This is a genomic window from Streptomyces sp. AHU1 (assembly GCF_045343905.1).
Taxonomy (GTDB): domain Bacteria; phylum Actinomycetota; class Actinomycetes; order Streptomycetales; family Streptomycetaceae; genus Streptomyces; species Streptomyces triticiradicis.
This window is the reverse complement of sequence record NZ_CP174283.1, coordinates 7,024,541-7,049,337: the sequence shown is the minus strand read 5'-3', so window position 1 is coordinate 7,049,337 and position 24,797 is coordinate 7,024,541. Positions and strand designations below refer to the sequence as shown.

General features: G+C 73.7%; 21 protein-coding genes. 10 read left to right on the top strand and 11 right to left on the bottom strand.

Annotated elements, in window-relative coordinates; all coding sequences use genetic code 11:
- Positions 1–15 precede the first annotated feature (15 nt).
- Positions 16–1,359: an NAD(P)/FAD-dependent oxidoreductase gene (locus ACICHK_RS31210; RefSeq protein WP_406839489.1), complete on the bottom strand. Its 1,344-nt coding sequence runs from the start codon at positions 1,357–1,359 to the stop codon at positions 16–18.
- A 475-nt stretch (positions 1,360–1,834) separates the two neighbouring features.
- Here ACICHK_RS31210 and ACICHK_RS31205 point away from each other — a divergent pair, with 475 nt between their 5' ends.
- Positions 1,835–2,749, top strand: a complete 915-nt coding sequence (locus tag ACICHK_RS31205; protein WP_406841358.1) for an aldose 1-epimerase family protein — start codon at positions 1,835–1,837, stop codon at positions 2,747–2,749.
- 57 nt (positions 2,750–2,806) lie between these two features.
- Here ACICHK_RS31205 and ACICHK_RS31200 read toward each other — a convergent pair whose 3' ends face one another.
- On the bottom strand, positions 2,807–4,840 hold the full coding sequence (locus ACICHK_RS31200) for a hypothetical protein (RefSeq protein ID WP_406839488.1): 2,034 nt from the start codon (positions 4,838–4,840) through the stop codon (positions 2,807–2,809).
- 252 nt (positions 4,841–5,092) lie between these two features.
- Positions 5,093–5,893: a hypothetical protein gene (locus tag ACICHK_RS31195; RefSeq protein WP_406839487.1), complete on the bottom strand. Its 801-nt coding sequence runs from the start codon at positions 5,891–5,893 to the stop codon at positions 5,093–5,095.
- 266 nt (positions 5,894–6,159) lie between these two features.
- On the opposite strand from ACICHK_RS31195, the gene ACICHK_RS31190 reads away from it, so the two are divergent.
- The gene (locus ACICHK_RS31190) at positions 6,160–6,909 is read left to right on the top strand and encodes a 3-oxoacyl-ACP reductase family protein (protein WP_406839486.1); all 750 of its coding nucleotides are present in this window, start codon (positions 6,160–6,162) and stop codon (positions 6,907–6,909) included.
- 294 nt (positions 6,910–7,203) lie between these two features.
- Here ACICHK_RS31190 and alc read toward each other — a convergent pair whose 3' ends face one another.
- Together alc and allB are read right to left on the bottom strand one after the other, a co-directional pair.
- Positions 7,204–8,367, bottom strand: a complete 1,164-nt coding sequence (gene alc, locus ACICHK_RS31185) for an allantoicase (protein WP_406839485.1) — start codon at positions 8,365–8,367, stop codon at positions 7,204–7,206.
- Between the two features lie 88 nt (positions 8,368–8,455).
- Positions 8,456–9,796 carry an allantoinase AllB gene (gene allB / locus ACICHK_RS31180; protein WP_406839484.1) on the bottom strand — a complete coding sequence of 447 codons (1,341 nt, stop codon included), beginning with the start codon at positions 9,794–9,796 and terminating at the stop codon, positions 8,456–8,458.
- 376 nt (positions 9,797–10,172) lie between these two features.
- Between allB and ACICHK_RS31175 the strand changes: the two genes are divergently transcribed.
- Positions 10,173–10,976 (top strand): IclR family transcriptional regulator, encoded by an 804-nt coding sequence (locus ACICHK_RS31175; RefSeq protein ID WP_406839483.1) that lies wholly within the window; start codon positions 10,173–10,175, stop codon positions 10,974–10,976.
- Between the two features lie 107 nt (positions 10,977–11,083).
- Here ACICHK_RS31175 and ACICHK_RS31170 read toward each other — a convergent pair whose 3' ends face one another.
- Both ACICHK_RS31170 and ACICHK_RS31165 read right to left on the bottom strand, forming a co-directional pair.
- A complete protein-coding gene (locus ACICHK_RS31170) occupies positions 11,084–11,770 on the bottom strand; it encodes an ABC transporter ATP-binding protein (RefSeq protein ID WP_406839482.1) in 687 nt (228 codons plus the stop codon).
- A gap of 76 nt (positions 11,771–11,846) precedes the next feature.
- Positions 11,847–12,884, bottom strand: coding sequence for an FtsX-like permease family protein (locus ACICHK_RS31165; protein WP_406839481.1), 1,038 nt, complete (start codon positions 12,882–12,884; stop codon positions 11,847–11,849).
- Between the two features lie 223 nt (positions 12,885–13,107).
- Here ACICHK_RS31165 and ACICHK_RS31160 point away from each other — a divergent pair, with 223 nt between their 5' ends.
- Positions 13,108–14,397, top strand: coding sequence for a sensor histidine kinase (locus tag ACICHK_RS31160; protein WP_406839480.1), 1,290 nt, complete (start codon positions 13,108–13,110; stop codon positions 14,395–14,397).
- The gene (locus ACICHK_RS31155) at positions 14,394–15,026 is read left to right on the top strand and encodes a response regulator (protein ID WP_406839479.1); all 633 of its coding nucleotides are present in this window, start codon (positions 14,394–14,396) and stop codon (positions 15,024–15,026) included. Before ACICHK_RS31160 ends, ACICHK_RS31155 begins: the two co-directional genes overlap by 4 nt.
- A 39-nt stretch (positions 15,027–15,065) precedes the next feature.
- Here ACICHK_RS31155 and ACICHK_RS31150 read toward each other — a convergent pair whose 3' ends face one another.
- A complete protein-coding gene (locus ACICHK_RS31150; RefSeq protein WP_151474447.1) occupies positions 15,066–15,389 on the bottom strand; it encodes a DUF5955 family protein in 324 nt (107 codons plus the stop codon).
- A 210-nt stretch (positions 15,390–15,599) separates the two neighbouring features.
- On the opposite strand from ACICHK_RS31150, the gene ACICHK_RS31145 reads away from it, so the two are divergent.
- Complete coding sequence (locus ACICHK_RS31145; RefSeq protein WP_406839478.1) at positions 15,600–16,199, top strand: NTP transferase domain-containing protein; 600 nt, start codon at positions 15,600–15,602, stop codon at positions 16,197–16,199.
- Between the two features lie 313 nt (positions 16,200–16,512).
- Positions 16,513–18,147: a malate synthase A gene (gene aceB, locus ACICHK_RS31140; protein WP_406839477.1), complete on the top strand. Its 1,635-nt coding sequence runs from the start codon at positions 16,513–16,515 to the stop codon at positions 18,145–18,147.
- Between the two features lie 43 nt (positions 18,148–18,190).
- Here aceB and ACICHK_RS31135 read toward each other — a convergent pair whose 3' ends face one another.
- Genes ACICHK_RS31135 through ACICHK_RS31125 form a run of 3 tightly spaced genes read right to left on the bottom strand, consistent with a single transcriptional unit; the run spans position 18,191 to position 20,963 of the window.
- The gene (locus ACICHK_RS31135; RefSeq protein ID WP_406839476.1) at positions 18,191–18,481 is read right to left on the bottom strand and encodes a SelT/SelW/SelH family protein; all 291 of its coding nucleotides are present in this window, start codon (positions 18,479–18,481) and stop codon (positions 18,191–18,193) included.
- Positions 18,478–19,392 carry a HipA family kinase gene (locus ACICHK_RS31130; RefSeq protein WP_406839475.1) on the bottom strand — a complete coding sequence of 305 codons (915 nt, stop codon included), beginning with the start codon at positions 19,390–19,392 and terminating at the stop codon, positions 18,478–18,480. Before ACICHK_RS31130 ends, ACICHK_RS31135 begins: the two co-directional genes overlap by 4 nt.
- Positions 19,393–19,433: 41 nt before the next feature.
- The gene (locus ACICHK_RS31125) at positions 19,434–20,963 is read right to left on the bottom strand and encodes an IucA/IucC family protein (RefSeq protein WP_406839474.1); all 1,530 of its coding nucleotides are present in this window, start codon (positions 20,961–20,963) and stop codon (positions 19,434–19,436) included.
- 93 nt (positions 20,964–21,056) lie between these two features.
- Here ACICHK_RS31125 and ACICHK_RS31120 point away from each other — a divergent pair, with 93 nt between their 5' ends.
- The 3 genes from ACICHK_RS31120 to ACICHK_RS31110 are packed head-to-tail and all read left to right on the top strand — an operon-like array spanning position 21,057 to position 24,733.
- Complete coding sequence (locus tag ACICHK_RS31120) at positions 21,057–22,568, top strand: IucA/IucC family protein (RefSeq protein WP_406839473.1); 1,512 nt, start codon at positions 21,057–21,059, stop codon at positions 22,566–22,568.
- Positions 22,569–22,622: 54 nt separating this feature from the next.
- Positions 22,623–23,885, top strand: a complete 1,263-nt coding sequence (locus ACICHK_RS31115; protein ID WP_151474218.1) for a VWA domain-containing protein — start codon at positions 22,623–22,625, stop codon at positions 23,883–23,885.
- Entirely contained in the window at positions 23,885–24,733 is an 849-nt protein-coding gene (locus tag ACICHK_RS31110) for a hypothetical protein (RefSeq protein WP_406839472.1), read from the top strand. Before ACICHK_RS31115 ends, ACICHK_RS31110 begins: the two co-directional genes overlap by 1 nt.
- Positions 24,734–24,797: the final 64 nt, after the last annotated feature.

Here is a 24,797-nt window from a genome sequence, read left to right as displayed (position 1 = left end):
CCGGCCGGGGCGGCGTCAGGAGGAGGTGGCGGGCGGCTTCCTTCCGGCGGGGGGATCCGGGGACGGATCCCGGTCGGGCATGGTGAAGGCGCGTTCGCGCCGCGAGCCGGAGGCGAACACGACGGCCCAGCTCAGCACCGCACCGAACCTGCTGCGGAATCCGGTGAGGAAGGTGAGGTGGACCAGGAGCCAGGCCAGCCAGCCGGTCCTGCCGGACAGGTGCACGGGGCCGGCCTTGACGACGGCCCTCCCGCGGCAGAGGTAGGCGGCACTGCCCAGGTCCACGTACTTGAAGGGCTTCGGCCGCTTCTTCCTGCCCTCGATGGAGTGCCGCACGGCGCGGCCGGCGTAGGCGCCCGTCTGCATGGCGACCTCGGCGAGCCCGGGGAGCCGGTCGAGGCCCATCACGTCCCCGGTCACGCGGATGTCCGGGTACCCGGGGAGGGTCAGGTCGGGTTCGACCGCGATGCGCCCGGCCCGGTCCTGCTCCGCTCCGGTGGCCCGCGCCAGTGCCGCGGCGATGGGCGGGGCTTCGACACCCGCCGTCCACAGCACCGTGTGCGCCGGGAAGTGCGTGCTCGCGCCGTTCCCGTCCTTCACGGTCAGTCCGTTCGCGTCGACACCGGTCACGGTCGTGCCGAGGTGGATCTCCACGCCGAGGTCGCGCAGGGTCCGGGCCGCGCGTTCGGCGAGGCGGGGACCGAACGCGCCCAGCACGGCGTCGGACCCTTCGAAGAGCAGCACCCGTGCCTGGGCGGAGTCGACGGCCCGGAACTCCCGGTCGAGCGTGTGGCCCGCGATCTCCCTGATCTGTCCGGCGAGTTCCACACCGGTCGGACCGCCCCCGACGAGCGCGAAGGTGAGCCACCGCCGGCGTTCCCTGGGGTCGGTGGCCGTCTCCGCCATCTCGAAGGCCTGGTAGATGCGGCGGCGGATGCCGAGGGCGTCGTCCAGGGTCTTCATCCCGGGCGCGTGCGCGGCGAACTCGTCGTGCCCGAAGTAGGACTGGCGCATGCCGACGGCGACGATCAGGTCGTCGTAGGGCAGCTCCAGGAGCCCGCCGTCGGGCCGCCGCGCCCGCACCGTCCTCGCGTCGGGGTCCACGTCCGTGGCCTCGGCGAGCAGGCAGTTCACGTTGTGGTGGCGGCGCAGGACCGTACGCAGCGGCTGCGCGATCTGGCCTTCCGACAGGATCCCGGACGCGCACTGGTAGAGCAGCGGCTGGAACAGGTGGTGGGCCCGGCGGTCGACGACCGTCACCGCGGCCGGCGCGTGCCGCAGGGCACGGGCGGCGAACAGTCCGGCGAAGCCGCCGCCGATGATCACCACCCGGCGAGGCGTGACGTGGTCCTCCATCATCGTTCAGCCCCTGCGGACGGGCCGGGGAAGGGCGCCGTCCGGCATCCGGCGGACGGGGACGCGGCCGCGACGGGGGCGAGCGGACCGGGCGGAGGGGCGGCGACCGCGTCGACGCCGTGCTCCGGGTGCGTTCCCCGGGACCCGTCGGCCGTTCCTGCGACCATGAACCTTCCTCCGGGCGGACCGGAGGGCATCGCGGCCATGCGCACGACGGCCTCCGGTGGACACTGTCGGTCGGACGCGCTCGGGACGGACGACCCGTCGCGGCGCGGGATTCAGACCCAAGCACCTCGCGCGGGCGGCGGGCGGACCCGGCGCGCCGGGCGGGTGTCGTTCCCCCGGTCGCTTCACCGGGACGGACGAAGCCTCACCGGCGTTCACCGGCCCGATGGCGTGTCGCGGGGTGACGACTTCGCGGTTCGGCCGTGTCTCGCTTGCGCCGACGCGGAACGGCTCGCACCCTCGACGCGTGCACATGAGCCAGACCGGACGTCAACTGACCCTGCGGCACGGCGACCACACCGCGGTCGTGGTGGAACTCGGAGCGGCCCTGCGCTCGTACGCCTTCGAAGACCGCGAGGTGCTCCACGGGTTCGGCCCGGACGACCCCGTCACCGGCGGGCGCGGCCAGGTCCTCGTGCCGTGGCCGAACCGGGTCGGCGCGGGACGCTACCGGTGGCGCGGAGAGGACCTGCAGCTGCCGCTGACCGAGCCCGAGCACGGGAACGCCATCCACGGGCTGCTCCGCTGGACCACCTGGCAGGTCGTCGAGTCCGGTACCGGCCACGCCGTGTTCGAGACCGGTCTGTGGCCGCAGCCCGGTTATCCCTTCCACCTCCGGGTCCGCGCCCGGTACGCGGTGGACGACACGGGTCTCGAGGTCGCCCTGACCGCGTGGAACGAGGGTGAGAAGGCCGCGCCGTACGGCGTCGGTCAGCACCCCTATTTCACCGTCGGCACCGACACCGTGGACGACGCGTCGCTCACCGTGCCGGCACGGACGTGGCTGCGCACCGACGAGAGGGGGCTTCCGGTCGCGGAGGAGCCCGTCACCGGCACCCCGTACGACTTCCGGGAGCCGCGGGTCATCGGTGCCACGCGGCTGGACACACCGTTCGGTTCGCTCGTGCGGGACGCGCGCGGGCGGGCGGTGGTCCGGCTGGCCCACCCCTCCGGCGAACACGGTGCGGACGTCTGGCTGGGAGAGGGCACGGAGTACCTCCAGCTCTACACCGGTGACACGCTTCCGGAGCCGGAGAGGCGCCGGGCCGTCGCGATCGAGCCGATGTCGTGCCCGCCGAACGCGTTCGCCGACGGGGTGTCGGTCGTCGCCCTGGAACCGGGTGAGCAGCACACGATGCGCTGGGGCGTCACCCCGTGGCGCGGGTGACCGCACCCCTCCCGTCAGGGAGCCCCGAGGGCTCTCGCCCGCGGGGCCGGACAGGTCTCACGGCGAGGCGCCGATCGGGACGGCCATGGCCGCGGCCTCGGTGGCGTCGGTGGGCACTTCGGCCTCGGAGCGACGAAGGTCGAGCACGATGAGGACGGCCGCGGCGACGCCCAGGTAGATCAGCAGGGTGGTCAGCGCCTGCCCGGTCCCGTGCCCGTCGAAGTAGATCGAGCGGTGCAGCAGGAGGTAGCCGCTGCGGGGCGGCAGCCAGGGCCCGATGTCGCGCCAGAAGGCGGGCAGGTACGGCACTCCGCTGGCGCCGCCGGAGGACGGGTTGCCGAACTGGACCATCAGGACGACCGTCAGCAGGGTGCCGATGGGGCCGAACAGTTTCTGCAGGATCGCGGCGACGAAGGCGATCACGGCGACGATCAGCGAACAGATGGGCCAGACGATCCAGAACTTGTCGCTCGGGAACCCCCGCAGCCAGTAACAGACGATCAGATCGACGATCAGGCCGCTCATGACGGCGAATCCGGCGAGCTGGGCCGCGCGCCAGCGGCCCGCCGCCCTGCCGGTCCCGGCCATGAGCAGGGTCGAGCTCATGTATCCGCCGATGATCAGCGGGAGCAGCATGAGCCCCTGCACCAGTCCGAACGGGTCCTTGGCCGCCAGTGGCGTCGGCGCGTACTGCTGCACCGTCAGCTTCGTGCCGGTGGCCTTGGCCGCCGCCTCGAACTTCACCGCGAGATCGAGCGGCGCGAGGTCGCTCATGGACGGCACCACGATCAGGGTGGTCGTGGTGCCCGAGGTGACCAGCGCGCCGAAGAGTTCGGCCCGGTCGATGGCGGACTTGGCGGCGGCCTCGTCCTGGTACCGGGTGACCTTCAGGGAGATGCTCTTCTCCGCCGCGGTCAGGACCGGCGAGGATCCGACGGCGCCGAACGGCAGGTCGGTGGCCTTCGGCGCGTGCTCGGCGCTCATGTAGGTGGTCGCGAACAGGCATTGCATGACGGCGCAGACACCGAGCGCCACCAGGATGCCCGTCAGGGGACGCCTGCGGCCGCCGGGGTTCACCGCGGAGTTCGCCGGCGCGGTCGCGTCGCCTTCCCGGCCCCCGGCCCGGGCCGCCTCCCGGGCCGGGCGGATGCGTCCGTACCAGCCGATGACGGCCGTTCCGACGGCGGCGTAGACCAGCAGGACGACGAGCGGAGTGGTGATGTCGCTCCCGCCGAAGTAGAGCACGTGGTTGATCAGGGTGACCGCGCTCTGCGGTGGGAGCACGACGCCGATGTTGCGCCAGTAGACCGGCAGCAGGTAGGTGCCGAGGCCTCCGGCCGGCGGACCCCCGACGACGATGAACAGCACCGCCACGAGCAAGGTGCCCATGCGGCCCACGACGGCCTGCACCGCGGCGGCGGCCAGCGCCACCGCCGAGGTGACGAGCCAGAAGCACGGGAGCAGCGGCCAGAAGTGGCTGTTGGAGTACGCGCCGATCCCCGGTCCGGCGATCAGGTCGGTGAGCAGCGCGCCCACCAGGGAGTACCCGATCAGGATGAGGGCGCGCCAGGGCGCGGCCGCGATGCCGTGCGCCGCCTTGTAGACCAGCACGGCGGCCAGATAGCCGCCGATCAGCAGGGGCAGCAGCAACAGCGCCGTCACTGCGCCGACCGGGTCACTGGGGGCGAGGGGCTTCACCGTCCGCACCGTCAGGGGCCGGCCCAGCTTGTGCGCCGCCTCCGCGAACGCAGGCTCCAGTTCCGTCTGCGCGAAGAAGCTCTTCGACGGGACGACGATCAGCGTGTCGGCCGATCCGGCGCTGACGTACGCGCCGTACAGCTCGCCCCGTTCGGCCGCGTGGGTCGCGGCCGACTCGCTGGGATAGGAGGTCAGGTCCAGCCCCGCTCTGGACGCCACCGCGGCGACCACGGGCGAGGGCGGCCCGGTCACGCCGAAGGGCATGTTCCGTGGCACGAGGAGCTGTTGGGCACTGACCAGGCACAGCGCGAGCAGGGCCTGGGCGACGAGCACGATCCCCAAGGTGACGACGACCTTCGTCACGGCGTTCGCCGAAGCGGTCTCCTTCGCCATTCCTGCCCTCCAGCCGGCCGTCGTCACGGGCGTCCGGGACGTACTCCCGTGCCGGCGTACGGCGTCCCGATGTCCTGAGCCGTGACCGCGGGGTCGTCCGCGGGCCTTCGGCGGAGGCGTCCCGGATCGGGCGGGCCCGCCGTCGGCCGGCTTCGGTCTCGGTGGGACCGAGCTGCCGTCAGCCCGGTTCCCTTCCGTGAGCAATCACGACACGGGCCCGGCCGGGCGGCAACTCGGAAGGCGTCGCAGAGGTCAGACGGCGCGGCGGGTCCCGGTGTTGTCGCAGGGCAGTTCGGCGGCGGGGTGGTTGGCGGTGAAGTCGCGGGTGGCCTGGCGTTCGATCTCGGAGATCGCGGTGGGCTCGACGTCGATGACGCCGCCGAAGGGGCGGTCGACGTCGCGGATGATGACGAGGGTCGCGGTCAGCAGGGTGGTGATCACGGCGAGGGTGAGGATCTGGCCCCGGTTGTTCCTGCGGGGCAGGCAGACGCCCAGGGTGATGACGGTGATGGTCAGCGTGGCCAGGAGGAACCAGAAGATGGTGCCGGGGATGCCGGCGGACGCCTGGGTGAGGCGTTCCTCGCGTTCCTCGGAGCGCTTGTTGTCGGCGGCGACCGGCATCCCGAAGACCGGCTCGCCCGCAAGGGGCCTGAAGGACTCCCGGAAGCCGGTCGACCACACGCTGGGCGCCGGTGAACCGTTGCCGTCGGCCATCGTGGACCACTCGCGGACGCGTACGGCACGGGCGTGACAGACGGCGCCGGCCTGGAGCTGGGCCCGCTGGAGCGCGGGTGCGTACTCGGCGCTCTCCACGAGCTGGTCCAGGGCACGGGCTTCACCGCGCGAGGAGATCTCGGCCTTCCCGTAGGAGCCGCCGGCGGTGACGAGGACGAAGGCGAGCAGCAGCACGGTGAGGGTCAGCAGCGGGCCGACGAGGTCTTTCACCGCCATGCCCTCGTCGTCCCCGACGTCGAGCAGCAGGGGTCGCAGCCAGCGGTTCGCGGCGAGGCCCGCGAGCAGGGCGATCACGGCGATGACGATGACGAGGGCCACGGGCGGCCACCTCCGGGGGCGGGATGAGGATTTTTCCGGGGATGCGCGAGGGCGCCATGATCATTTCTGTCGCCCGACCCGCCCTGAACAGCCAAAACGTTCACTCGCCCCCGTACGAGGGACGGCCCTTGCGCCGGGCGGACGAGCCCGGCACACCGAAGGCACGCACGGTCGGCGGCGAGGCGGGCGGCCCCGGATCCCCGCCCGGCGAATTGCGTGTCCGTTCGCCGCCAGCGTCGGGTGCGCGCGGCCGCTGGGATGGGTGCATGACTTCTCAAGGAACCATGAACGGCAAGGTGGCCCTCGTGACCGGCGGCAGCCGGGGCATCGGGGCCGCGACGGCGTTGCGCCTGGCCCGCGAGGGCGCGGACGTGGCCATCACCTATGTGAGCGGCAAGGAGGCCGCGGAGGATGTCGTACGGGGCGTGGAGGCGCTCGGACGCAGGGGGCTCGCCCTGCGCGCTGACTCCGCGGACGCGGTGGAGGCCGGCGCGGTGGCCGACCGGGTCGTCACGGAGTTCGGACGGCTCGACGTGCTCGTCAACAACGCGGGGATCGGTGTCCTGGGGCCGCTGGAGTCCCTGTCCCCGGCGGACGTGGACCGCGTGCTCGACGTGAACGTCCGGGGGGTCTTCCTGGTCTCCCGGTCGGCCGTGCCGCACCTCGGGGACGGCGGGCGGATCGTCACGATCGGCAGCTGCATGACACAGCGGGTCCCCGGCCCCGGGGGAACGCTCTACGCGATGAGCAAGTCCGCGCTGATCGGCCTGACCAGGGCGCTGGCGCGGGAGCTGGGCGACCGCGGGATCACCGCCAACATCGTCCACCCCGGTCCCGTCGACACGGACATGAATCCCGCGGACGGTCCGTACGCCCCGCCCCAGAGCGCGATGACCGCCGTGGGCCGCTTCGGCGCCGCCGACGAGGTCGCTTCGATGGTCGCGTATCTGGCGGGGGGCGAGGCGGGGTACGTGACGGGGGCCGAGTTCGCCGTGGACGGGGGACACGCGGCGTGACGCGCCGGGGCCGCACCGGCCGGTCCCGGTGCGGCCCCACCGGGAACACGCCGGACCTGGAGGGACCCGGAACCGACGCGGACCGGACGCGAGCCGGACGTGGACCGGACGCGGACCGGGCACGGACCGGAGGCGGACCCGGCGTTCCGGCTCGGGACACGGCTCCGGGTCCGGCGCGCACCCCCGCTGCGGACAGCCCCGCACGGCCCGGGGACGCGCGGCGGCCCAAGCGCACAGCGGCCCAGGGACGCCCGGCGGCCCGGAGGCGGACACGCCTCCGGGCCGCCGCGCGGCTCAGCCGTCCAGTTCCCGGTGCCGTGCCGTCAGCCGTGACGCCCCCTCCTCCGTCAGGGAGCCGAAGAGGCGCAGGCGGGAGATGCCGCCGTCCGGGAAGATGTCCACGCGGGCGTGCGTGCCGACCGCGGGGGCGGGAAGGGTGAAGCGGTGGTTGGTGTCGGGCTGGAGGCGGGTGCGGGGCAGGACCTCCGTCCACTCCCCCGCGCCGCCTCCGTCCCGTTGCCCCGCGCCGCCTCCGTCGCCGTCCCGCACCGACACCGAGGCCCATCCGGCACTGTTGCCCTTCAGGTACGCCGTGTCGATCTCGACGGCGCGGATCTCGGACCGGGCCGCGAGCCGGTAGCGGATCCAGTCGTTGCCGTCGTCGCGCCGGCGGCGGGTCTCCCAGCCGTCGTCCATCTTGCGCGAGCGGCCCGGCTGGATGGTGTTGGTGGCGGGTGAGTAGAAGAGGTCGGAGGCGTCCTCGACCTGTCCGCCGTTCTCCAGGGCGACCACGTCGAAGGTGCCGAGGACGGACAGCCAGCGCGGATCGGGCACGACCTCGCCGTGCACGCGCAGTCGCGCGATGCCCCCGTCGGGGTGCTGGTTGACGCGCAGGTGCGTGAAGCGCCGCTCCACGGAGACGGCGAATCCGTTGGCCGCGTGACCGCCGACCGGCGTGCGCGGCACCAGGACCGTCCACCTCACCCCGTCCGCGAGGAGTTCCTCGGGCGAGGGGGAACCGGGCACCGAGGCGCCCTCGACCGACACCGCCTGCGGGTAGTTGCCGCGGAAGTGGGCCGTGTCGACGACGATCCCGCGGATCACCCCGGGGGCGCCGAGGCGCACCAGGGCCCAGTCGTGGTCCTCGGCGGCCGGCCACGGGTGCTCGGCCGAGACGCCACGGCGCCGCCGGGTCTCCCAGCCGTCCATGATCTTGCCCTTGTGGCCGAAGCGCTCGGGGTCGAACTCGGCGGGCCCGGCCAGGAGGAGGTTCTCCCGCTGGGCGAAGAACTCGTCGTTGGCGGCGACGACCCCGGCACCGAGCCGCCGGTCCGCCAGGTCGGCGTACCGGGTGAAGGGGAAGTCGGCGGTGCGGTAGTCCGCGTACGGGTCGCCGCCTCCGTAGGGGCTCGCGTCTCCGGTGAAGGCGGCCGGAACGGTCGGGTGCTGCGCCGTCACGATGATCGGTCTTCCTTTCGGGGGTCGGCCGTTGCGGTCACGGACGCGGACGGACGTGGAGAGGGGCGGATGCGGGCCGGGGCACGGACTACGGCCGACGGGTGAGGAGTTGTCCGGTGGGTTCGGCGAACCGGCCCTCGGCGACGATGCGTTCGCCGCGCAGCCAGGTCGACTTCACGACGCCGCTGAGCGTCCTGCCCGCGTAGGCCGTCACCCGGTTGCGGTGCTGGAGCGCGGCGGGGTCGACGGTGAAGGTCTCGTCGGGGGCGAGCACCGCGAAGTCGGCGTCGCGGCCCGCCTCGATGGCGCCCTTGCGGTCGCCGAGGCCGACCAGTTCGGCCGTGCGGGAGGACATCCAGCGGACCACGTCCTCCAGACCGTGGCCGCGCCTGCGGGCCTCGGTCCAGACGGCGGACAAGCTCAGCTGGAGGCCGGAGATGCCGCCCCACGCGGTCGCGAAGTCGTCCGTCTTGAGGTCGGCGGTCGACGGCGAGTGGTCGGTGACCACGCAGTCGATGGTGCCGTCGGCCAGCGCCCGCCACAGCAGGTCCTGGTTGGCGGCCTCGCGGATGGGCGGGCAGCACTTGAACTCGCTGGCGCCGTCCGGGACTTCCTCGGCGGTCAGGGTGAGGTAGTGCGGGCAGGTCTCCACGGTGAGCCGGACGCCGTCCGCCCTGGCGGCGGCGATCAGCGGGAGCGCGTCGCTCGACGACAGGTGCAGCACGTGCACCCGCGCGCCGAGGCGCCCGGCCTGCGCGACGAGGTTCCCGATGGCGGTGTCCTCGGCGCCGCGGGGGCGCGAGGCGAGGAAGTCCGCGTACTTCCGGCCGCCCTTCTGCGGGGCGGCGGCCAGGTGGCGGGGGTCCTCGGCGTGCACGATCAGCAGGCCGCCGAAGCCGGCGATCTCGGCGAGGGACCGGGCGAGCTGCTCCTGGTCCAGTTCGGGGAACTCGTCGACCCCGGACGGCGACAGGAACGCCTTGAACCCGAAGACACCGGCGTCGTGCAGGGGTCGCAGGTCCTCCACGTTGCCGGGCAGCGCGCCACCCCAGAAGCCGACGTCGACGTGCGCCTTGGCGCGGGCGGCGTCCTGCTTCGCGCGGAGGCCCGCGACCGTCGTCGTCGGCGGGAGGGAGTTGAGCGGCATGTCGATCAGGGTGGTGATGCCGCCGGCGGCCGCGGCGCGGGTCGCGGTCCAGAAACCCTCCCACTCGGTGCGGCCGGGGTCGTTCACGTGGACGTGGGTGTCGACGAGACCGGGCAGCAGGACGTCGTCGCCGAAGTCCTCGGACCGGGCGCCGGGCGGCACCTCGGCGTCGTACGGCAGCACGGCCGTGATCTTCCCCGCGGCGACCGCGACCGAGGCGGCGCGTGTTCCTCCGGGGGTGATGACGCGCGTCGAGCGCAGCACCAGTTCGGCATCGGACACCCGGACCCCTCTCTCTCCGCCGCCGTCGGCATCCCGTTGCCGCCGAGTCGTTTCCGCGTAACGGAATTCAACTTTCTGTTGAAGAAGTCTTCACTCCGGCCCTCACGCCGTCAAGGGCCCGTCCCTCCACCCTCTCCCGGCCCGGACCGCATTCCACCCCCGACGCGCCCTACGCGCTCGACACGCTCGACACGCTCGACCGCAGGTTTTTCCGAGGTGCGGAACCCGGCTTCCGGAGGGAAGGGTGTGGATTCGTGCCGCCCGGCGGCCGATCGGCCGCCGGGTAGGCTGCGTCTCTGCCCGCCCGCCACCCGCCGCCCCTTCGAGACTCTTCGGGTCACCCCGCTCGATTCCGCGCCCCGAAAGGACCGCCGCCGTGCCGCCGTCCAGCGCCAGCACCACCGACGCCCGATCGTCCGCTTCCAGTGGCGGCGTCCAGTCCCTCGAGCGCGCCTTCGACCTGCTGGAGCGCATGGCGGACGCCGGGGGCGAGGTCGGCCTGAGCGAGCTCTCCGCGAGCAGCGGACTGCCGCTGCCCACCATTCACCGGCTGATGCGCACCCTCGTGGCCTGCGGATACGTACGTCAGCAGGCCAACCGCCGGTACGCGCTCGGCCCCCGGCTGATCCGCCTCGGCGAGTCCGCCTCCCGGCTGCTCGGCACCTGGGCCCGCCCCTACCTGGCGCAGCTGGTGGAGGAGACCGGCGAGACCGCGAACATGGCCCTGCTCGACGGGGACGAGGTCGTCTACGTCGCCCAGGTGCCGTCCAAGCACTCGATGCGCATGTTCACCGAGGTGGGCCGCCGGGTGCTGCCGCACTCCACGGGCGTCGGCAAGGCGCTGCTGTCCCACACCCCGGACGACGAGGTGCGCGCCCTGCTCGCCCGTACGGGGATGCCCGCCGCGACGGAGAAGACGATCACCACGCCGGACGGGTTCCTCGCCGCGCTCGACGAGGTGCGCCGGACCGGCTACGCGGTCGACGACAACGAACAGGAGATCGGCGTCCGCTGTCTGGCCGTCCTGGTGCCCGACTCCCCCACCGCCGCCGCGATCTCGATCTCCGGCCCGGCCGGCCGGGTCACCGAGGCCGCCACCGAGAGGATCGTGCCGGTGCTCCAGCAGGTCGCGGCCGAGCTGTCGGAGGCCCTGGCCAGCTCGGGCCCGGGTACCGGCTGACCCGAACGCCGGCCGCGTCCGGACCGCTCCGCCCCGGACACCACGGACGGACCGCTCCGCCCCGGACACCACGGACGGGTCGTTCCACCGCCGGCGGAACGACCGGATCACTCCGCCCCCGGCACCGCGACCGGTGTCCCCAGGCGCCCGTCCCGCATCTCCCGTACCGCGTCCGCCTCGCCGAGGCGGGCGCGGTCGTGCGTCACGAGGACGGTCGCCGTCGCGCGTTCACGGGTGAGCCGCAGCAGCAGGTCGAGCACCGCCGTCCCGCGCTCCCGGTCGAGGGCGCTGGTCGGCTCGTCGACCAGCAGCACCGAGGGCTCGTTGACCAGCGCGCGGGCGATGTTCACCCGCTGTCGCTGGCCACCGGACAACTGGTGCGGACGCCGGTGCGCCAGGTCGCCGAGCCCGACCTCGGCCAGCAACTCCCTTGCACGCAGGGACACGTGGCGGCGTCCGTCCAGATGGCCCATCACCTGGAGTTGTTCCAGCGCGGTCAGCGAGGGCAGCAGGTTGGGCTGCTGGAACACGATGCCGATCTCGCGTCGCCGCAGGACGGCCCGCTCGGCGGAGGTCAGCGCCCCCGTCTCCGTACCGCCGACGAGAACGCGCCCGCGGTCCGGTGCGACCAGGGTCGCGGCGACCGCGAGGAGGCTGGACTTGCCGGATCCGGAGGGACCGACCACGGCCGTCGTCGTGCCGGCCGGCACGCGCAGGCCGACACCGTCCAGAGCGGTCAGACGGCCGTCGCCGTCGGGGTAGGTGAGGGTGATGTCGTCGAGGGTCAGGCTCACGCGGCACTCTCCTGTGCGTCGGTCCGGTCGGTCCGGGGCCTCGGGGCGGGGCGGCCGGCGAGCCCGGCCGGGGGCCTCATCGGACGCTCGCCAGAGCCGTCAGGGGGTCCACGGCCGTGACCCGGCGGACGGCGAGCCCCGCACCGAGCGCCCCGAGGGCGATCGTCACGGCCGCGGGTCCGAGCACGGTCGTGACGTCCAGGGCGTACGGCACGTCGCCGCCCCGCACGAGTGCTCCGGCTCCGGCCGCGAGCCCGCTGCCGAGCAGCGTCCCGGCGGCGAGCACGAGGACGGCCTGGCCCAGCGCGTCGCGCAGGAGGTACGGCGTGGAGGCGCCCAGCGCCTTCAGGACCGCGACGTCGGGCGACCGCTGGATCGTCCAGACGGTGAAGAACGCCCCGGTGACGAGCGCCGAGATGACGAAGAGGAATCCGCGCATGAGCTGGAGCGAGCCGTTCTCGGCCCGGTAGGAGCCGATGGCGGCGAGGGCGTCGTCTCTCGTGAACGTCTTCGTGCCCGCGGCGCGGTCGCCCGCCCGCAGATCGGCTCCGTCGGTGCGCAGGGCGAGTACGGTCGCCGGACCGGAGAGGCCGGTCCACACGACGGGGGTGTGGCTGTACGAGGCACGGCCGGCCACGGCCGCGACGGTCAGCCCGGCGCCGCCGAGCTCCACCCGGTCCCCTCGCCCCACGCCGAGCACCGCGGCGGCCCTCTCGGACAGCACGGCACGCCCGGGGGCGACTCCCGCCGGGGCGATGCCCGAGCCCGGCCGCACGGCGAAGGACGACACCGCGGCCGTACGGTCCCCGGCGGAGGCGTTCAGGGTGCGGATGCCGATCGGCTCGGCCGAGGTGACGCCGGGCCGCCCGGCCCAGGTCTCCCGGGCGTGGGACGGCAGCGGGGTACCGGTGAAGGACACCGGCTGTCCCGCGGCCGGCGCGGCGAAGGCCAGGTGGTCGGCGGGCAGGGCGGTGACCGCCGAGGTGTTCTCCTCGGCGAGGCAGGCGGTCAGCCCGGACAGCAGGCCCACGAGCAGGGTGATCAGTACGACCACGGCTCCCATCAGGGCGAACCGCCCCTTGGCGAACCTCAGGTCTCTCCATGCGACGAACATGCCTCGAGCCTGCCGCCCGGACCCCGTCCGGGGCATCGCACCGCCGGACGCTTCGGCCGGGCCGAAGGGCGGGCGCCCGGATCGCCGGGAGACGCACCGGACGGAACCGGAGGAACGACTGCTCACGGGCCGGGGAGGGGGACGGCGTCGACGAAGGGAGCAGTCCTCTTTCAACCTTTCGGTTGACCGGGGCCGGCCCTGTCCCGCCTACCCTGGAACGACCATGAATGTCCCCCGCCGCTCCCCCGTCGTCGCCGCCCTGCGCCTGTGCCTGTACGTCCTGCTCGCCGGCCTCCTCCTGCTCGCCGCCGTCCGTTCCGGGGACACCGGGCACCCGACGGCCGTCGTCCTGTCGGTCCTGGTGACGGGCGCGGTGCTCGTGGCGGGCGCGGTCTCCCCGGCGGTGCACCGATCACGGCGTGCGGCCGCGCTGTGGGTGGCCGCCCTCAGCGCGAGCTGGCTGGTGCTCGTCGCGCTCTCACCGGACGGGCTGTGGGTGGCCTTCCCGCTCTATTTCCTGCAGCTTCACCTGTTGCCGGTGCGCTGGAGCCTGCCCGCGGTCGCCCTGACCGCCGGGGCGGCCGTGGCGAGCTTCGTGGCGCACGGCGCGCCCCTCACCCCCGGCGTGTTCATCGGCCCGCTGCTCGGGGCGGGGGTCGCGGTCGCCACGGTCCTCGGGTACGAGGCGCTGTACCGGGAGAGCGAGCGCCGCCGCGAGCTGATCGAGGAGCTGATCGCCACCCGCGCCGAGCTGGCCGAGGCCGAACGCGCCGCGGGCACGCTCGCCGAGCGGGAGCGCCTCGCCCGGGAGATCCACGACACGCTCGCGCAGGGCCTGTCCAGCATCCAGCTCCTGATGCGGGCCGCCCAGCGGCTGCTGCCCGCGGACTCCCCCGCCGCCCCGCATGTCGAGCAGGCCCGCGCGACCGCGCAGGACAACCTCGCCGAAGCCCGTCGCTTCGTCCGCGCGCTCACCCCTCCCGATCTGGAACGCGGTTCGCTCGCGGTCGCGCTGGAGCGGCTGTGCCGGTCGGCCGCCGTGGACACGCCGACGGTCCGCTTCTCGGTGAGCGGCATGCCGGCCGGGCTTCCCACCCCGTACGAGGTCGCCCTGCTGCGGATCGCCCAGTCGGCGCTCGGCAACACGCTGCGCCACGCGCACGCGGACCGCGTGGAGATCACGCTCAGCTTCATGGACACCTCGGTCACGCTGGACGTGGTGGACGACGGCACCGGCTTCGTCCCCGGCGACGTACGGCCGGACCGGGGCACCGCGGAGGGAGGCATCGCGGTCACGGACACTGCGGGCGAGGGCGTCACTGACGGAGGTGTCACGGACGGAGGCTTCGGTCTGCCCGCGATGCGTTCGCGCGCGCGGTCGCTGGGCGGAACGTTCACCGTCGAATCGGCCCCCGGTCAGGGCACGGCGGTGGCGGTCACGCTGCCGCTGTCCGTACCCGCCGCCGGGGAGCCGGCCGCCATGGACCGCCGCACCGCGGGGAGCCGACCGTGACCGTCCGTCTGCTGCTCGCGGACGACCACCCCGTCGTCCGCGCCGGACTGCGCGCCGTGCTGTCCGCGGAGCCGGACTTCGCGATCGTCGCGGAGGCGGCGACGGCGGAGGCCGCGGTGGAACGGGCCGGCGCGGGCGGTGTGGACGTGGTCCTCATGGACCTCCAGTTCGGCGCCGGGATGCACGGGGCGGAGGCCACGGCGGCCATCACCGCACACCCCGGCGCCCCCCGGGTCCTCGTCCTGACCACGTACGACACCGACGCGGACATCCTCGCCGCGGTCGAGGCGGGCGCCTGTGGCTACCTCCTCAAGGACGCGCCCCCCGAGGAACTCTCCGCCGCCGTGCGCACCGCCGCCTCGGGTCACTCGGCGCTCGCCCCGAAGGTCGCCGACCGGCTCATGGACCGCATGCGCACCCCGGCCGCGGCCCTCAGCCGTCGGGAACTCGAGGTGCTCGAACTGGTCAAGGACGGTCTCTCGAACCAGCAGATCAGCAAGGAGCTGTTCCTGAGCCAGGCGACCGTGAAGTCCCATCTGGTCCACATCTACGCGAAGTTGGGCGTGGACTCCCGCACATCGGCGGTGGCGGCGGCCACCGAACGGGGTGTCATCCGCAGAGGACGCTGAGGGCTGTCCGGCAGTTCACCGCCGGCTTCGGTGCGGGGGTCACCGCCGGCTTCGGTGCGGGGGCTCCCCGAAGCGTTCGACCGCGCTGCGGACGTCCGCGAGGCGGGTGGCGAGAGCGCTCACCGAGCCGATCGCGCCCGCGACCAGGAGGAGCGAGCGGCGCAGCCGGGGAGCCTCCGGGAGGCCTCCGGCGGCCATCGCGGCGAGGGACGCGAGTTCGTCCTCGGCGATGCCCCGGTCGGGGAACTCGACCGGGTGCACGGCGAGTTCACGGCGCAGCCGGGCGACGGCGGTACGCAGTTCCGCCACCCTGGGATCCTCGTCGCTGCCGGTCACCGGTCTCTGCCCCAAGCTCCGTAACACAGCTCTCCCCCTCGCGCGCCGCCGTGCGTCGGTCCCGCCCATGTCGGCTCCAACTCCCCGTGGCGGTGGTCGGGCGCCGGGGGACGCGGGCCAGTAAACGCCACCCGATGCGCCGGGCGCCACCGCGCGGACCGAAATTCAGTCCGGGGACACCAGGGCGACGGTCCGGGTTCCGGGGCGCGCTCCGGCCCGGTCGGGTATGCAGGGGACATGACGGAGAACAAGGGCGAGGTGGTGGGGCTGGTGCTGGCGGCCGGAGGCGGACGGCGCCTCGGGGGCCGTCCCAAGGCGCTGCTGCCCCACCGGGGACGCCCCCTCGTCGAACACGCGGTGGAGGCGCTGCGCGCCGGCGGCTGCGCCCGGGTCCACGTCGTCCTCGGCGCGGAGGCCGCCGTCGTGCGGGACCGGGCGTCCCTGTCCGGGTGCGTCCTCGTGGACAACCCCCGCTGGGAGGAGGGCATGGGCTCCTCGCTGCGGGCCGGGCTCGGCTCGCTGGAGGGCTCGGGGGCCCGGGCCGCGCTGGTGTCGCTGGTGGACCAGCCGGGGATCGGCCGGGAGGCGGTGGCCCGGGTGCTCGCCGCGTACGCCTCCCCGCTGACGCTCGCCGCGGCGGCGTACGAAGGCGAGCGCGGCCATCCGGTGCTCTTCGGGGCGGCGCACTGGAGCGGGATCGCGGCGGCCGCCACCGGTGACCGGGGAGCACGCGCCTATCTGAGGGCCCACGCGGACACGGTCGTCCTCGTCGAGTGCGGGGACGTGGCGCGGGCGTACGACATCGACACGGAGGCCGACCTGGTCCACCTCGAATGAGGGCGGACCGAGGCCGGACGGAGGTGGCACCGGGCGCCACCTCGCGTCGGCCCGGAGGATCCCGGCATCAACAAACCATTGAACTTCCACCATGAGGAAATTAATATCCACTGATCAGAGGCGTCTCGCCGGACCGGAACGCGCCGAAGGAGCCGGGCGCCGTCCCCGCGCGCCACGGCACCGGGTGCCGGGCGCGGTGACGCCGTCCGTGGTTCGCTCGTCCGACCGGCACGGGGCGCGTCCGCGGGACCCGTACGCGGCCCGCCCGTGACCGGCCCGTCCGCACGCAGCTCGCCGAAGGAAGTGACAGCTCATGTCCGCACCAGCGCCGTCCTCGCCGACCGTCGTCGACGCCGAGCCCCTGCCCCGGCAGGAGGAGGTCCTCACCGCAGCGGCCCTCGCCTTCGTGGCCGAGCTGCACCGGCGGTTCACGCCCCGGCGCGACGAGCTCCTCGCCCGCCGCGCGGAGCGGCGCGCCGAGATCGCCCGCACCTCCACGCTCGGCTTTCTCCCGGAGACCGCCGCGATCCGGGAGGACGACTCCTGGAAGGTGGCCCCCGCCCCGGCCGCGCTGGAGGACCGCCGGGTCGAGATCACCGGCCCCACCGACCGCAGGATGACGGTCAACGCCCTCAACTCCGGCGCCCGGGTCTGGCTCGCGGACTTCGAGGACGCCTCGGCGCCCACCTGGGAGAACGTCGTCCTCGGCCAGCTGAACCTGATCGACGCGTACACCCGGAACATCGACTTCACCGACCCGGGCTCCGGAAAGTCGTACGCCCTCCGGCCGGACGCCGAGCTCGCGACCGTCGTGATGCGGCCGCGCGGCTGGCATCTGGACGAGCGTCACCTCGTCGACCCCGACGGCACCCCCGTGCCCGGCGCGCTGGTCGACTTCGGCCTCTACTTCTTCCACAACGCCCGGCGGCTGCTCGACCTCGGCAAGGGCCCCTACTTCTACCTGCCCAAGACCGAGTCCCACCTCGAGGCCCGGCTGTGGAACGACGTGTTCGTCTTCGCGCAGGACCACCTCGGGATCCCGCAGGGCACGGTCCGCGCGACCGTGCTGATCGAGACGATCACGGCCGCGTACGAGATGGACGAGATCCTCTACGAACTCCGCGACCACGCCTCCGGGTTGAACGCGGGACGCTGGGACTACCTCTTCTCCATCATCAAGAACTTCCGTGACGGGGGGCCCAAGTTCGTCCTGCCGGACCGCAACGCGGTCACGATGACGGCCCCGTTCATGCGCGCGTACACCGAACTCCTCGTCCGCACCTGCCACAGGAGGGGCGCTCACGCGATCGGCGGCATGGCCGCGTTCATCCCCTCGCGGCGCGACGAGGAGGTCAACCGGGTCGCCCTCGAGAAGGTCAAGGCCGACAAGGACCGTGAGGCGGCCGACGGTTTCGACGGCTCGTGGGTGGCCCACCCCGACCTCGTCCCGATCGCGACGGCCTCCTTCGACGCCGTCCTCGGCGACCGGCCGAACCAGAAGGACCGGCTGCGCGAGGACGTGTCGGTCGCGGCCGGTGACCTCATCGCCGTCGACTCGCTCGACGCGCGGCCGACCTACGAGGGTCTGGTCAACGCCGTGCAGGTCGGCATCCGTTACATCGAGGCCTGGCTGCGCGGTCTGGGCGCGGTCGCCATCTTCAACCTCATGGAGGACGCGGCCACCGCCGAGATCTCGCGCTCGCAGATCTGGCAGTGGATCAACGCGGGCGTCGTCTTCGAGCACGACGGCCGGACGGTGGCGGCCACCCCGGAGCTGACCCGTGAGATCGCCGCGCGGGAACTCGCGGACATCCGTGCCGAGACCGGCGAGGAGGCCTTCGCGGCCGGCCGCTGGCAGCAGGCGCACGACCTGCTCCTGAAGGTCGCGCTGGACGAGGACTACACGGACTTCCTGACCCTGCCCGCCTACGAGCAGCTGAGGGGCTGACCGGCCGGCCCCGGGTGAGGGTGCCGCGCCCGGCCCCGCATCCTCACCCCTGGTCCGCCGTGCGGTCCGAGTGGCCCAGGGAGCGCTCCGGGGCCACCCGGTCGCGCACCAGGCGCTTGACCGCCGTCGGCTCGGGGAAGCCCTGCTCACGGCGGTCCCAGACCACCTCGTCGTCGACCCGGACGAGGAAGACGCCGCCGGTGCCCGGCTTCAGGGACAGCTCGTCGAGCTCCGCCTCGAAGGTGGTGAGCAGTTCCTGGGCGAGCCAGGCCGCGCGGGGCAGCCAGCGGCACTGGGTGCAGTACTCGATCTGGACCCGGTGGACGTCCGTCATCCCAGATGCACCGACCAATCCTGTTCCGCCGCCGGTTTGCCGTGCAGGTCCGGGACGCGTTTGAGCCAGTCCGGGCGGCCCCGCTGGGTCCGCTCGGCACGGTCGGCGTCCTCGGCCGCGAGCTGTTCACGGCTCGGGAAGTCCGTGGGGAGCCAGGCCGCGGAGGCGCGGACCCGGGCGAGCAGATAGGCGGCGTACGCCTCTCGGACCGCGTCCGGGCCCGCGAAGCCGGGCTCCTCCGCCAGCCAGGCGTCGGGCACCTGGGCCAGGACCGAGCGCAGCAGTTCCCCGGTGACCCTCGGGGCGAGTTCGGCGTCGGCCGCGCGGGTGTCCGGGCCGTGGCCGCCGAGCGCGTGGTTCCTGAAGTCGTAGGCCTTCTCCGGCGCCGAGGCGTCCCAGCGGTGGTGGAAGACGAGGGCGGCGCCGTGGTCGATCAGCCACAGGCGCGGCGGCGCGACGCCGAGGGTGGGCCAGATCATCAGGTTCGAGCTGTGCACCGTGCGGTCCACGTTGACGGTGAGGGCGTCCAGCCAGACCACCTTGCCCGCCTCCAGCGGGTCGACGGGGAACGTCCGCGCGACCTCGGGGGTGAAGTCCTTCGCGCCCGGCAGGTAGTCCATGCCGAGGTTGAGCCCGGCGCTGGCCCTGAGCAGGTCCTGGACCTCCTGATGGGGTTCGTGCCCGCCCACGGCCGGGTCGAAGTGGACGAGGACCAGCTCGGGGAAGCGCAGTCCGAGGGCCCGGGCCAGCTCGCCGACGATGATCTCGGCGACCAGCGCCTTGTGGCCCTGGGCGGACCCCGTGAACTTCACGACGTAGGTCCCCAGGTCGTCGGCCTCGACGACTCCGGGGACGGAGCCGCCCGCCGTCAGCGGGGTCACGTATCGAACAGCGGTCACGTCGCGGAGCACAGGTCACACTGTAGGACAGCCCGTCCTCCCGTTCACCGGCGTCATGTACCGGCCAACGGGTTCGGCAGGGGTACGTAGCGGGCGTCGGCCCCGTCCGCGTCCGTCCAGCGGAGCAGCAGGTTGGTCTTGCCCGGGAGGGCGGGCGAGGAGAGCAGCGCGGCGGTCTCGGGGAGGCCGAGCTCCTCGCCGCAGCGGTGGAGTTCCCGTCGTACGGCGGGCCAGGGGTCCGTGCCGGGGAACCGTTCGGCGAGGAGGGCCGCCAGCTCGGAGAGGTGGTTGACGACCAGGCAGTAGACGAGCCGTTCCCAGCCGGCCGCGCGGGTCACCGGCGGCAGCAGTTTCACGCCTTCCGCGTCCCGGAACAGGGCCTGGACGGGCGTGCCGTCCGCGTCCACGGCCACCAGCGTGTTCTGCAGATGGGCCTCGACGACGACTCCGTGGCGGGCGAACGCCTCCAGCACCGGGGGCACCACCTGGCGGAGGTAGGCGGCCCACCAGGGGGAGGGGTCGGTGAGCCGGTCGAGCGGGCTGCCGTCGAAGCCCTCCACGAGGGCGGCGGCGAGCAGCGGGGTGGCGCCGGGGACGAGGTGGCCGCCCAGTCCGTCGCGGACCAGGACGGCGAGTTCCTCGAAGGCGAAGCCGGCGGTGCGCCAGCCGCGGTCGCTCAGCCAGGCGGCGGGCCCGTCCTGCGCGGCGAACGCGGCGGCGGTGGCCGCGTCGGTGGCCCGCGCCTTCAGCAGGTCGTGCCGCCACAGCCGGCGGATGTCGTTGGTGATGCGGACGTCGAGGCTGAACTTGAGGAAGAGGTCGTCCTCGGGGGCGTGGAGCGTGCGGACGGCGGCGGTCGGCCACAGCTGGCGGGCGGTGGGTCCGAGGCGCAGGAGCCTGCCGTCCGCGAAGGCGTCCCGGATCGCCGGGCTGTCCCCGGTCAGGGCCAGCTGCCAGGGGTGCGCGGGCAGCAGCCGGTAACCGTCGGGGGCCCGGCCCAGGGTGTCGAGCGCCCGGGTGTCGCCCTCCTCGACGACCGTGTCCTCGCGCACGGCGAGCAGTTCCAGCGGGAAGCGGGTGTGGGCCTCGGGGGCGTACGGCAGCCAGCCGGCGGCCGGGCCGCCGCCGCGTGTCTTGGGTGCCGGGTGGTACGGGTGCCCCATGACCAGGGACTGTTCGGAGCGCAGGTACGGGTCCTCGGGGGGCGGCGCGACGGCGCGGGCCCGCAGGAGGGCCGCGACCACGTCCCGGCTGTCCCTCATCTCCGCGGGGAGCCGGGTGTTGTCCACTCCGGTGGACAGGCGCAGTTCGTCCGCGGCGAGTTCGACCAGCTCCCGGTGCGTGAGCCGGTGCCAGGCCCCGTCGGAGCGCGCCTCGGGTGCGCAGGGGCGCCGGGTCCCCCGCGTGCGCAGCTCCCGGCCGCTCGCGCGCAGCCGGTGGACGTCCGGTCGTCCCGTGGGCTCCGCCAGTTCGCGAAGGAGACAATTGAGCAACGGTGCGGCGGCGTACGCGTCGGCGGCCTCGTCCGTGTCGCCCGCCGTGAGCTGGGGGAACACGGTCGGCTTGAAGTCCACGCGATCCATCCGGTCCATTCGATTCGTACGGTGCACTGGTGATCAGTATGTCCGCCGCGGCGGACGATCTCGACGCAGTCCCCGTACCCGAGGAGCCCGCCCGTGCCCCGTCCCTCCACGCCCGACACCGAGGCCGCGTTCGCCGAGGAACTGAGCGCCGTACGCCCCGGGCTGTCGGAGCCGTACGCGCGGGCCCTGCCCGGTGCCCGGGCCGCCGTGCTGACCCGGCTGTGGCGCGCGCTGGCGTACGAGCCGCTGCCCTGGATCGACCGGCGCGAGGCGGACCGTGAGGGACTGACGCTCCGCCTCGCGGACGGCCGCCGGCTGCGCGGACCGCTTCCGGACCCGTACGCCACCTCCGCCTACGTCACCGAAGTGCGGCTCGGCGAGCGGGTGTACGACCGTCCGGAGGCGCTCGTCGACGCCCTCGGCGTGCCGCACGGGGGTGCCTTCTCGGCCGAACTCGGCAACAGCGTGGCCTCCTTGGCGCTGTCGCGGGCGAACCGGACGTCCGAGGACGTTCCCGGGGCGTCCGGGGCGAGCTGGGCGTGGGAGCAGCGGATCGTCGACGGGCATCCCTACCACCCCAACTGCCGTGCGCGGCCGGGGTTCTCGGTGGCCGAGCAGCTCGCGTACGGGCCGGAGCACCGGACGTCGGTGCGGCTGGGCCTGGTGGCGGTGGACGACGCCCTCGTCACGGGCGAGTGGCCGAAGTGGCTGCGGGACGGGGAGCGGGTGCTGGTCCCGGTGCATCCCTGGCAGGCCGCCCACGTGCTGGACGCGCCGGTCCAGGAGGGCTTCGCCGCCCGCCCGTTGATGTCCCTGCGCACCCTGGCGGTGCCGGACGGGACGCATGTGAAGACGGCGCTGAGCGCCCGGCTGACCTCGTCGGTGCGGGACATCTCGGTGTACTCGGTGCGGACGGCGGACGCGGTCTCGGCGTTCATGGAGGAGACGACGGCCCGCCTGGGCGCGCCACTGCACATCACCCGCACCCTCGGCGCGGCCACCGCCGGTTCCCCCGATCTCGCGGCGGTGGTGCGGGAGTCCCCGGACGGGTACGCGGGCGAGGGCGAGCGGTGCGTCCCGGTGGCCGCGCTTCCGCTGACCGGCCTGCCCGGGAAGGCTTCCTGGCTGGCCGATCTCGCCCGGCTCGTCCTCACCGTGGGGCTGCGACTGCTGGAGCTCGGGGTGGCCCTGGAGGCTCACGGCCAGAACCTGCTCGTGATCCTCGACCGCGCGGGCTCCCCCGTCCGGCTCGTCTACCGCGACCTGGCCGACATCCGGGTGAGCCCGGCCCGGCTGGCCCTCCACGGCGTCCCGGTCCCGGAGTTGTCCGGGCGCATCGTGACCGACGACGTGAGGGCCCTACGCCGCAAGCTCTTCGGTTCCCTCGTCGGCGGCGCGCTGGGCGCGACGGCGGGCTCGGCGGCCGCGCTCCGCGAGGCCCTCGCGAGCGTCGCACCGGACCTCCCGCGCACACCGGACCTCCCCGCGCTCCTCGGCGAGCCGGTCCCCGCCAAAGCGCTGACCTTGATGCGGCTCTCCCCCGGAACCCCCGGCAACCTGTGGACACGGCTGCCCGGGCCGCTCGCCGGACCCGGCTCGTCGTGACGCGGGACACCTCTCGTTTTTACGATCGGCACCTTCGATCAATAGGATCCGCCGATGATCACAAGACAACGGCTGGCGGCGGGCGTCTGCGCCCTGCTCGCCTTCCTGGCCGCCGGGATCGCCTTCCCGGCCGGGGCGGTCGCCGACGAAACCACGGCGCTGGCGCCCAAGGTCGAACTCCTGCTGGACGTCAGCGGTTCGATGCGGGCCCGGGACATCGACGGCGAGTCGCGGATGGCCGCGGCGAAGCAGGCGTTCAACGAAGTACTCGACGCGACACCGCAGGAGGTGCAGCTCGGCATCCGCACCCTCGGCGCCAACTACTCGGGGGACGACCGCAAGACGGGCTGCAAGGACACGGCCCAGCTGTACCCGGTGGGGACGCTGGACCGCACCGAGGCCAAGACGGCGGTCGCGACCCTCAGCCCGACCGGCTGGACCCCGATAGGCCCCGCGCTGCTCAAGGCGGCCGACGACCTCCAGGGCGGTGAGGGCACCCGTCGCATCGTGCTGATCAGCGACGGCGAGGACACCTGCCAGCCGCTCGACCCGTGCCAGGTGGCCCGCGAGATCGCGGCCAAGGGCATCGACCTGACCATCGACACCCTGGGTCTGGTCCCCAACCTCAAGGTGAGCAGGCAGCTGAGCTGCATCGCCGAGGCCACCGGTGGCTCGTACACCTCGGTGGAGCACAAGGAGCAGCTCAGCGACCGCGTCAACCAGTTGGTGGACCGCGCCGCCGATCCGGTGGTCAAGCCGGTGGCCGTGAAGGGTGCCGACTCGTGCACCGCGGCGCCCGTCGTCAAGTCGGGCTTCTACACCGACCGCGAGGAGTTCTCCCAGCACCGCTGGTACCGCGTGGAGGTCGCGCCCGGCAAGGAGCTGCGCGCCTCGGTGAGCATCGCCGCCGACCGCCAGGTCCACCCCGACTACGGGGTGCTGCTGCGGGCCGTCACCGTGCACGGCCGGGAGATCGTGCGCGGCGAGTCGGCCGGGACCGGCCGCACCGACGTCGTCTCGACCGGTCTGCGCTACCCGAAGGCCGAGAGCGACGACGAGGACGCGCCCGCCGAGGTCGTGTGCCTGCAGGTGTCCAACTCCTTCTCGGCCGCGTCCGGCGTGAAGACCACGCCCGGAATGCCCCTGGAACTGACGGTCGACGTCGTCGACGGCCCGGACCAGGCGAGCGACGTGGCCTCCTTCGGCCTCGGCCGCGGCTGGTGGCTGCTCGGCGCCCTGGTGCTGACCGGCTTCCTCGCGGGTCTGCTGTGGGGCTGGATCTCCCGTTGGCGGTTCTCGGTCTGGAGGACCAACTGATGCGTATCCGACGTGTACTGAGCACCACGGCCCTCCTCGCGGGGCTCGCCGGTGCGCCCGCGCTGCTCGGCGCGGCCGCCTTCCCGGCCCTCGCCGACTCCTCGCCGTCCGCGAGCCCTTCGGACGACGGCTCCGCGCCCACCGAGGCCGGTACGTCGTTCCGTACGGCGACCGAGATCGAGCAGGGCGAGCAGGCCACCGCCGGCGCCTCCACGGGTGACTACCTGTACTGGCAGTTCCCGGCGGACTCGGGACAGCAGCCCACCGTGAAGGCGACGGTGAAGCTGCCCGAGGCGTCCAAGCGCGCCTCCTCCGAGACCTGGCAGATCGACGTGTACGACGGGCTGCGGCGCCGTCAGGCCTGCCAGTACGGGGCGCAGACCCGGACGGCGGGCACGGACGCGTCCTCCGTGGAGCTGTCCTGCACCCTGCGCACCGTTCGCGCCTGGTCGGAGACCTGGGCCAACGACCCGCTGCCGGGCACCTATTACATCCGGCTGACCGCCACCGGTCTGGGGACGGCCGATCTGGGTCTGCCGATGAGCGCGCAGCTCCAGGTGGACTCGGAGGACATCGGCGGTTCGGCGGCGGTCGACGGCTCGCTCGCCAAGCCGTTGGTCCCTGGCATCGCCGTGACGTCCGCGAACTCCGAGGAGGACGGTTCCGACGACAGCTCCGACTCGAAGACGGCGACGCTGTCCTCGCTCCGGCCCGACACCTCCGGCTGGTGGTCCGACCGCTGGGTGTGGACCGGCATCGGCGGCGTCCTCGCGGCCCTCGCCGGCATCTGGGGCTACTCGCTGACGCGAGGCCGCGGACGTCCCTCGCGGATTCCGCCGGGCGCCTGACCCGCAAGCCGTGGACCGAGGCCCGCGCCGCTCCCCGTCAGGGGGCGGCGCGGGCCTCTCGCTC